At 69.9% G+C, this 11,397-nt stretch carries 2 protein-coding genes; both read left to right on the forward strand.

Translation table 11 applies throughout. The annotated features are described in order from the left end of the window. A partial coding sequence (locus F6X61_RS16495; RefSeq protein WP_153787509.1) for a non-ribosomal peptide synthetase occupies positions 1 to 5,267 on the forward strand: 5,267 nt, incomplete at its 5' end. Between the two features lie 4 nt (positions 5,268 to 5,271). Then, positions 5,272 to 11,397: amino acid adenylation domain-containing protein (locus F6X61_RS16500; protein WP_371923717.1), on the forward strand; the 6,126-nt coding region annotated here is incomplete at its 3' end.

Raw genomic sequence — 11,397 nt, forward strand, 5'->3', positions numbered from 1 at the left:
TCGTCCCCGATCCGTTCGGCGACGGCCAGCGCCTGTACCGCACCGGCGACCGCGTGCGCCATCGCGCCGATGACCAGTTGCAGTACCTGGGTCGTGGCGACCAGCAGTTGAAGATTCGCGGCTACCGGGTCGAGCCCGGCGAAATCGAACAGCAACTGCTGGCCCATGCCGACGTGAACGAGTGCGTGGTCACCGGCCAGCCCGGTGCCAATGGCACCCAGCTGGTGGCGTACGTGGTGCTGGCGGCCGACGCGACGCTGCAGGCCGACAGCCTCAAGGCTTACCTGCGCGAACGGCTCTCGGCCCACCAGGTGCCGGCCCATGTGCTGGCGCTGGCGGCGTTGCCTCTGACCGCCAACGGCAAGCTCGACCGCCGTGCCTTGCCGCAACCGCAGGCGCAGGCGGGCAGCACGCCCGCCGCCCAGGGCGACGCGCGCCAGCAACGCATCGCCGCGCTGTGGCGCGAGGTGCTGCGCAGCCCGCAGATCGGCCTGGACGACAACTTCTTCGAGCTGGGCGGCGACTCCATCGTCGCCATCCAGTTGGTCAGCCGCGCGCGTGCTGCCGGCATCGCCTTCAGCGCCCGGGATGTGTTCGAACACCAGACCGTGCGCAGCCTGGCGGCCCGTGCCGGGTTCGATCAGGTCCAGGCGGTGGTCGAGCAGCCCGCCGCCGAGGGGCCGTGCCTGTTGTTGCCGATCCAGCAGGCGTTCTTTGCCGCCGACCCGGTCGAGCGCCATCACTGGAACCAGTCGTTGCTGTTGCAGCCGCGCCAGCCACTGGACGCTGCCGTGCTGGAGCAGGCATTGCTGCAGCTGTGGCGCCACCATGACGTGCTGCGCAGCTGCTTCAGCCGGGGCGCGCAGGGCTGGCAGGCGCATATCCCGGCCGCCGGTAAACCGCCGGCGCCACTGCTTTGGCAGCGCCACTGCGCCACGGCCGAAGACCTGGAGCCCCTGCTCAACCAGGCCCAGCGCAGCTTCGACCTGGCCCGTGGCGATGTGCTGCGTGGTGTACTCGCAACCCTGCCCGACGGCAGCCAGCGGCTGCTGCTGACCGCCCACCACCTGGTGGTGGACGGGGTGTCCTGGCGCATCCTGCTGGAAGACCTGCAGGCCTGTCATGACGCCTTGCAGGCTGGTGCGGTGCCACGCCTGCCGGCACGCAGCAGTTCGGTGCAGCGCTGGGGCCAGGTACTGGCCGACTGGGCGCAGGCCGAGCCGCAGCGCGCCACCCTGGATTACTGGGCGGCGCAGTTGCCGCAGCACGACCAGGCTCTGCCGCAGATGCGCAGCCGCGAACCTGCGCGCAGCGCCGACCGCCAGGTCGCCGTCACGCGCCTGGATGCGCGCCTGACCAGTGGGCTGTTGCAGGGCGCTTCGGCGGCCTACCGCACCCAGGTCAACGACCTGCTGCTGGCCGCCCTGGCCCGGGTGCTGTGCCGCTGGACCGGCGAAGCGTCGGTCAGCGTGCAGCTCGAAGGTCATGGCCGCGAGGACCTTGTCGCTGACCTGGACCTGTCGCGCACCCTGGGCTGGTTCACCAGCCTGTTCCCGGTGCGCCTGCAACCCGCCGCAGACCCGGCGACGACCATCAAGCAGGTCAAGGAGCAACTGCGTGCGGTGCCCGACCGCGGCCTGGGCTTCGCCGCCCTCAAGTACCTGGGTGCCGCCGAAGACCGCGCGCGCTTGCAGGGCCTGCCGCTGCCGCGCATCACCTTCAACTACCTGGGGCAGGTGGACGCCACCTTCAACGAACAGGCGCTGCTGCGCCCGGCCCCCGAGGGCAAGGGCGACGAGCGCAGCCCCGAGGCGCTGCTGGGCAACTGGCTGACCCTCAGTGGCCAGGTGTACCAGGGCGTGCTGGCCCTGGAATGGAGTTTCAGCGGGCAGATGTTCCCGCCCGAGGCCATCCAGCGCCTGGCCGATGCCTACGCCGTCGAGCTGGGCGAGCTGGTGGAACACTGCCTGGCGCCTTCGGCCGGTGCGCTGACGCCGTCGGATGTGCCGTTGGCCGGGCTCGACCAGGCCGCCCTCGACGGCCTGGCGCTGCCTGCGCGGGAGGTGGCCGACCTGTACCCGCTGTCGCCGATGCAGCAAGGCATGTTGTTCCATTCGCTGTACCAGGCCGAGGCCGGCGCCTATATCAACCAGCTGCACGTCGAGATCGGCGGGCTGGATGTGGCGCGCCTGCGCATGGCCTGGGAGCAGACCGTGCAGGCCCACGACATCCTGCGCAGCGGTTTCCTCTGGGGCGATGAGCAGAGCGAGCCGTTGCAGGTGGTGCAGCGTCAGGTGCCGTCGCCGCTGCAGGAGCTCGACTGGCGTGCGAAGGCCGACCTGCCGGCGGCCCTCCAGGCGCTGTACGCCGAACAGCGCAGCACGCCGTTCGACCTCGGCCGCGCGCCGCTGCTGCGGGTGTGCCTGGTACAGGTGGCGGCGGACCGCCATGTCATGGTGTACACCCACCACCACATCCTCATGGACGGCTGGAGCAGCGCCCAGGTGATGGGCGAGGTGATGCAGCGCTACCACGGTGCGCTGCCGGCCCAGGCGCCACAGCCGCTGCGCGACTACATTCGCTGGCTGCAAGCCCAGGACCCGGCCGGTGCCGAAGCCTTCTGGCGCGGGCAGCTGGCCGAGCTGCCGGCGCCGACCCGGTTGCTCGACTGCCTGCCGGGCGCGCAGGCCGGGCAAGGCGGCATGGCCAACGTCGACCGCACCCTGGACGTGGCCCAGACGCAACGCCTGGAGGCCTTTGCCCGCGCCCAGCGGGTGACGCTCAATACCCTGGTGCAGGGCGCCTGGGCATTGTTGCTGCAACGCCTGGCCGGGCAGCAGGCGGTGTGCTTCGGCGTCACCGTGTCCGGGCGGCCGGCGCAGTTGCCGGGTATCGAGCAGCAGATCGGGCTGTTCATCAACACCCTGCCGATGGTCGCCAGCCCGGCGCCCGGGCAGGCCCTGGGCGAATGGCTGCGGGCCTTGCAGGCCGGCAACCTGGCCATGCGCGAGCACGAACACACCCCGCTGTACGATATTCAGCGCTGGGTGGGGCAGGGCGGCGAGGCGTTGTTCGACCACATCCTGGTGTTCGAGAACTTCCCCATGGCCGAGGCCCTGCAAGAGGCCGGTGGCGCCTTGAGTTTCGGCGAGGTTCACCAGCACGAGCGCACCAGCTACCCGCTGACCATCGCCGCCGGCGTTGGCCAGACCCTGCAACTGCAAATGAGCCACGACCTGGCGGTGCTGCCTGCGGCAGTGGTCGAGGGCCTGGCCGAACAGCTGTGCAACCTGCTGCTGGCCATGCCGGCGGCAGCCGACCGCGCGGTAGCCGAGCTGCCCGTGCTGGGCCTGGCGCAGAACACGGCACGGCTGCGCCATGAACGCGCCCGGGTGGACGACTGCGCCAGCCTGGTGCCGGTGCACCTGCGCTTGCAAGCCCAGGCGCTGGCGCAGCCCCAGGCCTGCGCGGTGGTGTGCGACGAGCAGCAGCTGAGCTACGCCGAGCTGAACCGCCGCGCCAACCGCCTGGCCCATGCCTTGCGCGGGCGCGGCGTAGGCCCCGAGCACCTGGTGGGGATCTGCATGGGCCGCAGCGTCGAGCTGCCGGTGGCGGTGCTGGCCGTGCTCAAGGCCGGCGCCGGCTACGTGCCGCTGGACCCGGACTACCCTCAGGAACGCCTGCAGGCCATGGTCGAGGACAGCGGTATCAGCCTGCTGCTCGGCGAGGCCGCGCTGCTGCGCGGTCACGCCGACAGCGGGGTGGCCACCCTGGCGCTGGACCAGCCTTTGGCCCAGCTTGCCGGGCAGGATGACGACCCGGCCTGGTCGGGCCTGGCGGACAGCCTGGCCTATGTGATCTTCACCTCCGGCTCCACCGGCCGGCCCAAGGGCGTGGCCTTGACCCACCGGGCGCTGGCCCGGCACACCGAGGCGGCGATCCAGGCCCTGGGGTTGGTGGCGAGCGACAAGGTGCTGCAGTTCGCCACCTTCAACTTCGATCCCTTCGTCGAGCAGCTGTTCGCCACCCTGGCGGTGGGCGCCACGCTGGTCATGCGCGGCCAGCAGGTATGGAGCAGCAGCCAGTTCCGCGACGCGGTGGATACCCAGGGCATCACGGTGGCCGACCTGAGCACCGCGTACTGGGCGACCATCGCCCGCGACCTCGCCGACAGCGGGCCCCATGCCCTGGCGAGCCTGCGCCTGGTGCTGTGCGGCGGCGAGGCGATGCCGGGCAGCGCCGTGCAGGACTGGGCGCGTGCGCTGGGCCGCACGGTGACCTTGCTCAATGCCTATGGCCCGACCGAGGCCACCGTCACCGCCACGCTGCAGGACTGCACGCAGTGGCTGGCCAACCCGCAGGCGGTGCCGGCGGTGTTGCCGATCGGCCAGGCGCTGGCAGGCCGTGCGTTGTACCTGGACGACGGCCAGACTGGCGCCGCCGCCCTGCATGGCGCCGGTGAGCTGTGCATCGGTGGTGAGTTGCTCGCCCGTGGCTACCACGGCCGGCCGGGGCTGACCGCCGAACGCTTCGTGCCCGACCCGGACGGTACACCGGGCAGCCGCCGCTACCGTACCGGCGACCTGGCCTGGCGCGATGCCGAGCAGGTGCTGTGGTACCTGGGCCGTGGCGACGAACAGGTGAAGATCCGCGGCTTCCGGGTGGAGCCGGCGGAGATCGAGGCCCGCCTGCGCGAGCACGGGCTGGTGCGTGAAGCGCTGGTGCAGGTGCACCAGGCCGCCGGTGGCGCGCAACTGGTCGCTTTCCTGGTGCTGGCGGCAGCGGTCGATGATGCCGTGCTCAAGGCCTGGGTCGCCGCCACGCTGCCGGGGTACATGGTGCCGGCCCGTGTGGTACGCCTGGAGCACATGCCACTGAGCCCCGCCGGCAAGATCGACCGCCGCGCGCTGCCGGCGCCGGAAGCGGTGGCCGCAGGCCCTCACCGCGCACCGGGCGACGAGCTCGAAGAGCAGGTCGCTGCGATCTGGCAGCAGGTGCTGGAGGTGGATCGGGTAGGGCTGGACGACAACTTCTTCGAACTGGGCGGGCATTCGCTGCTGGCCACCCAGGTCATCGTCCGCCTGCGCGGGCAGTTGGGGGTGGAAGTCAGCCTGGAAAACCTGTTCATGGCGAGCAACCTGGAGGCGTTCTGCGCCCACGTGCGCGGCTTGCGCAACGTGGCGCAGCCCGTCGAAGACGAATTGGCTAAATCTTTGGAGGCACTCAAACGTTTATCAAGCGCAGAGCTTGAAAAGCTGATTTCTTAAAGGAGTGCGGGACGTGCAAGAGTTGATCGGTGCGGTTGGAGCGTTGTCGGCCAAGGAACGGAAGGCCCTGGCCAGGATGCTCAAGGAAAAGGGGATCGACCTCTTTGCTGTCGCACCGGTGTTCAAGCGCGACCCGCAGGCGCCTTTACGCCTGTCATACGCTCAGCAGCGCCAGTGGTTCCTCTGGCAACTGGACCCGCACAGCGCTGCCTACAACATTCCCACCGCCCTGCGCTTGCAGGGCGAACTCGATCATGGCGCCCTGCAAGCGGCGTTCGATACCTTGCTGGCACGCCATGGCGCCTTGCGCACCGGTTTCGTCGAGGACCAGGAGCAGGTGCTGCAGTTCATTCGCGAGCCGCAGCCGTTCGCCTTGCCGCTGCAGACCCTGCAACCCTTTGAGGCGCCCCAGACGCGCATCGAGCAGTTGCTCGGCCAGTGCCTGAACCAGCCGTTCGACCTGCGCCGTGAGCCGCTGCTGCGCGCGGCGTTGCTGCGCACCGGCGAGCGCGAGCATGTACTGGCCCTGGCCATGCACCACATCGTCTCCGACGGCTGGTCGATGCAGCTGATCGTGCGTGAGCTGATGCAGTGCTACGCAGCCTTCAGTCGTGGCCAGCAGCCGGTGCTGGCGCCGCTGGCCATCGACTACGCCGACTATGCCGCGTGGCAGCGCGAGTGGATGGAAGCCGGCGAACGCGAGCGCCAGCTGGCCTACTGGGTCGAGCAATTGGGCCGCGAGGCACTGGTGCTGGAATTGCCGGCCGACCGCCCACGGCCGCTGCGCCAGTCTTTCCGTGGCGCGCGCCTGGACATCCAGATCGACGCCGCGCTGGCCGATGGCCTCAAGCAACTGGCCCAGCGCAGCAACGTGACCCTGTTCATGCTGCTGCTGGCCAGCTTCCAGACCCTGTTGCACCGCTACAGCGGGCAAACCGATATCCGTGTCGGCGTGCCGGTGGCCAACCGTACCCGGGTGGAAGTGGAAGGGCTGGTGGGCTTCTTCGCCAACACCCAGGTGCTGGCCGCCAGGTTCGATGCCTGCGACGGCTTCGCCGACCTGCTGGGCCAGGTCAAGGCCCGGGTGCTGGGTGCGCAATCGCACCAGGACCTGCCGTTCGAGCAACTGGTCGAAGCCTTGGCGCCTGAGCGCACCCTGAGCCACAACCCGCTGTTCCAGGCCATGTTCAACCACCAGGGCAGCAGTGCCGCGCAGGCCCCCGCCGGTGGCAACCTGGGGCTGACCGCCGAGGTGATCGAGCGCGAGGGCTGCACCGCCCAGGTCGACCTCACCCTGGCCACCGAAGAACATGCTCAGGGCCTGGCCGCCAGCCTCACCTATGCCACCGACCTGTTCGATGCCGCCAGTGCCGAGCGCATGGCGCGGCACTGGGTCAACCTGCTGCGCGCCGTGGTCGCGGCGCCGCAGGGCAAGCTGGGTGAGCTGGCGATGCTCGGTGCCGACGAGCGTGAGCGCATCGTCGGGCAGTGGAACGCCACCGCCGATGCCAGCTTCCCGCTCGATCAGCCCGTGCAGCGCCTGATCGAAGCCCAAGTGTTGCGTACCCCGGATGCCCCGGCCCTGCAACTGGGCGAAGAGGTGCTCAGCTACGCCCGGCTCAACGCCCGGGCCAACCAGCTGGCGCGCCACCTGGTGCACCTGGGCGTCGGCCCGGACTGCCTGGTGGGCATCGCCCTGGAGCGCAGCGTGGAGATGGTCGTCGGCCTGCTGGCGGTGCTCAAGGCCGGTGGCGCCTACGTGCCGCTGGACCCGGAATACCCCACCGACCGCCTGGCCTACATGATCGAGGACAGCGGCGTGCAACTGCTGCTGACCAGCGCCGCGTTGCAGGAGCGCCTGCCGGTGCCGGCGGGGGTCAACTGCCTGAGCCTGGATACCCTGGCCCTCGGCCACCTGGCCGAGGATGACCTGGGCGTGGTGGTGCAAGGCGAAAACCTTGCCTACATGATCTACACCTCCGGCTCCACCGGCCGCCCCAAGGGCGCGGCCAACCGCCACCGAGCCTTGACCAACCGCCTGTGCTGGATGCAGCAGGCCTATGGCCTGGATGCCAGTGACGCAGTGCTGCAGAAGACGCCGTTCAGCTTCGACGTTTCGGTGTGGGAATTCTTCTGGCCGCTGATGACCGGTGCGCGGCTGGTGCTGGCGCGGCCGGGCGAGCACCGTGACCCGGCGCGCCTGGTGCGCCTGATCAACGAGCATGGCATCACCACGCTGCACTTCGTGCCGTCGATGCTCCAGGCGTTCATGCTCGACCCCCAGGCCGGCAGCTGCAAGGGCCTCAAGCGCATCATCTGCAGCGGCGAGGCGCTGGCGCTGGACACCCAGCAGCAGGTGCTCGCCCAGCTTGGCCAGGCCGGCCTGTACAACCTGTACGGCCCGACCGAGGCCGCCATCGACGTTACCCACTGGACCTGCCGCGAGCAGCACCAGCACAGCGTGCCGATCGGTGAGCCGATCGCCAACCTGTCCACCCACATCCTCGACGCCGGCCTCAACCCGGTGGCGGCCGGTGTGGTCGGTGAGCTGTACCTGGGCGGGGAAGGGCTGGCGCGCGGTTACCACCAGCGCCCTGGCCTGACCGCCGAGCGTTTCGTCGCCAGCCCGTTCGGTGCCGGCCAGCGGCTGTACCGCACCGGTGACCTGGCGCGTTATCGCGCCGACGGGGTGATCGAGTACGCCGGGCGCATCGACCATCAGGTCAAGATCCGCGGCCTGCGCATCGAGCTGGGTGAGATCGAGGCGCGCCTGCAAGAGCAGGCGCAGGTGTCCGAATGCGTGGCGATTGCCGGGCAGGGCGCTGCCGGCGTGCAGCTGCTGGCCTACGTAGTGCCCAGCGACCCGGCCCTGGCCGGCGCCGAGGCGGCGGTGCAGCGTGCGCTGGTCGACCAGCTCAAGGCGGCGCTGGGGCAGAGCATGCCCGACTACATGGTGCCGGCGCACATGATCCTGCTGCCGAGCATGCCGCTGTCGCCCAACGGCAAGCTCGACCGCAAGGCGCTGCCGGCCTTCGACCAGCGCCAGGTGCAGGCGCTCTACCGCGCGCCGCAAACCGAGCGCGAGCGCAGCGTGGCGGCCATCTGGCAGCAGCTTCTGGGCTGCGAGCAGGTGGGCCTGGATGACGACTTCTTCACCCTGGGCGGGCACTCGCTGCTGGCGACCCAGCTGGTCTCCCGCGTGCGCCAGGCGCTGGCTATCGATGTGCCGCTGCGGGTGCTGTTCGAACACAGCCAATTGCAGGCCTTTGTCGCCGCATTGGCCCAGGGCGAGCGCCGCGAGGTGGAGGCGATCCCGGCATTGCCACGGGATGCCGGGCTGGCGCTGTCCTATGCCCAGGAGCGCCAGTGGTTCCTCTGGCAGCTGGAGCCGCACAGCACCGCCTATGTGATCCCCATGGTCCTGCAACTGCAGGGCGAGCTGGATGTGGCCGCATTGGGCCAGGCGTTCCAGGCGTTGTTCGAACGCCATGAAAGCTTGCGCACCTGCTTCCAGGAGCAGGACGGCCAGTGCCTCCAGGTGTTCCATGACGGCGTGCAGTTCCCGCTGCCCGTGCAGTGCCTGCCCGCCGGTGCCGAGGAGCAGGCGGCCATCGCGGCCTTCGTCGGCGAACAGGTCGGCCGGCCGTTCGACCTGCGCGGCGACCTGCTGATGCGCGCCGCGCTGCTGCAACTGGCGCCACAGCGCCATGTGCTGGTGGTCACCCAGCACCACATCGTCTCCGATGGCTGGTCGATGCAGGTGATGATCGACGAGTTGCTGCACTGCTACGGCGCCGCCCGCGCCGGGCAGCCGGTACAGTTGCCGGCGCTGGCGATCCAGTACGCCGACTACGCCGCCTGGCAGCGCCAGTGGATGGACGCCGGCGAGCGTGAGCGCCAGCTGGATTACTGGAAAACCCACCTGGGCACGGCGCCGGTGGTGCTCGAACTGCCCACCGACCATGTTCGCCCGGTGCAGCAGAGCCTGCGCGGTGCGCGCCTGGAAGTGCCGGTGGACGCGGCGCTGCACCAGCGCCTCAAGGCATTGGCCGAACAGCAGGGCAGCACCCTGTTCATGCTGCTGCTGGCGGCCTACCAGACCCTGCTGTTCCGCAGCAGCGGCCAGCCGCGCATCCGCGTCGGCGTGCCGATCGCCAACCGCAACCGCCTGGAAACCGAGCGCCTGATCGGCTTCTTCGTCAACACCCAGGTGCTGCAGGCCGACCTGCGCGGCGAGGACAGCTTCCTCGACCTGCTGGCGCAGGTGCGCCAGGCCACGCTGGCGGCCCAGGACCACCAGGACCTGCCGTTCGAGCAACTGGTCGATGCCTTGCAGCCCGAGCGCAGCCTGAGCTACAGCCCGCTGTTCCAGGTGATGTTCAACCACCAGGCCGAACATGCCGGTGCCGCCCAGGCGCCACGTGCCCTGGCCGGCCTTGAGGTGCGCAGCCTGGGCTGGTCGGGTGACGACGCCCAGTTCGACCTGACCTTGAGCACCCACGAAAGCCCCGGGCAACTGGCGGCCTCGTTTACCTACGCCACCGACCTGTTCGAGGCGGCGAGCGTGCAGCGCCTGGCCGGCCACTGGCTGGGCCTGCTGGCGCAGATCGTCGAGCGGCCCGAGGCCGCCCTGGGCGAGCTGCGTCTGCTGGACGCCGCCGAACAGGCGCGCCTGGCCAGTTTCAACCCGGCCCGTGAAGCCTATGAAAGCGAACTGTGCATCCACCAATTGATCGACCGCCAGGCGGCCGCGGCGCCCCAGGCGCTGGCCCTGATCGATGGCGAGCGGCGCCTGGACCACGCCTGGCTGCAAGCCCGCGCCAACCGCCTGGCCCACCACCTGGTGGCGCTGGGCGTTGGCCCAGAAGTGCGGGTGGGCGTGGCCATGCCGCGCAATGCCGAACTGTTGGTGGCGCTGCTGGCGGTGCTCAAGGCCGGCGGCACCTATGTGCCGCTGGACCCGGACTACCCCCGCGACCGCCTGGCCTACATGCTCGAAGACAGCCAGGCCCGTGTGCTGCTGACCCAGGCCGGGGCGCTGGATGGCGTGCCGCTGGAAGGGCTGGCCACGGTGCTGGTCGCTGAAGAGGACGCGGCCTTGGCCGCCTACCCGCACACCGCGCCCGTGGTGGCGGTGCGGCCGGATAACCTGGCCTATGTGATCTACACCTCCGGTTCCACCGGCAAGCCCAAGGGTGTGGCGATTGCCCACCGCAACGTGGCCGCGCTGGTGCACTGGTCGGCCGGGGTCTACCCGCGCGAGGCGATCCGTGGCGTGCTGGCCTCGACTTCGGTGTGCTTCGACCTGTCGGTGTGGGAGCTGTTCGTCACCCTGGCCAACGGTGGCCACCTGATCCTGGCGCGCAATGCCCTGGAGCTGGGCAGCCTGCCGGCGCGGGCCGAGGTGCGCCTGGTCAACACCGTGCCATCGGCCATCGCCGCGCTGCTGCGTGCGGGTGACATTCCAGCTGGGGTCAAGATCGTCAACCTGGCGGGTGAGCCGCTCAAGCAGGAGCTGGTCGACAGCCTGTATGCGCTGGGCACCCTGGACCATGTATACGACCTGTACGGACCATCGGAAGACACCACCTATTCGACCTACTGCCGTCGCGAAGCCGGTGGGCAGGCCAGCATCGGCCGGCCGCTGTGCAACAGCCAGGGTTACCTGCTGGATGATCAACTGCACCCGGTACCGGTCGGTGTCGCCGCCGAGCTGTACCTGGCCGGTGACGGGGTGACCCGTGGCTACCTGCTGCGCCCGGGGCTGACTGCCGAGAAGTTCGTGCCCAACCCATCCGGCGTAGCCGGCGAGCGGATGTACCGTACCGGCGACCTGACCCGCTACCGCGAGGACGGCCAGCTGGAGTACATCGGCCGGGTCGACCATCAGGTCAAGGTGCGTGGTTTCCGCATCGAGCTGGGCGAGATCGAAACCCGCCTGCAACAGCAGGCCGGCGTGCGCGAGGCGGTGGTGCTGGCGGTGGAAGGTGCCAGCGGCCATCAGCTGGTGGGCTACCTGGTGGCCAATGCCGCGCTGGACAGCGAGCAGGTGAAAGCCGCGCTGCGCGAACAGCTGCCGGAGTACATGGTGCCGGCGCACCTGCTGCAACTGCCGGCGCTGCCGCTGACC

The organism is Pseudomonas sp. EMN2 (assembly GCF_009650555.1).
In the GTDB taxonomy this organism is placed as follows: Bacteria; Pseudomonadota; Gammaproteobacteria; order Pseudomonadales; family Pseudomonadaceae; genus Aquipseudomonas; species Aquipseudomonas sichuanensis.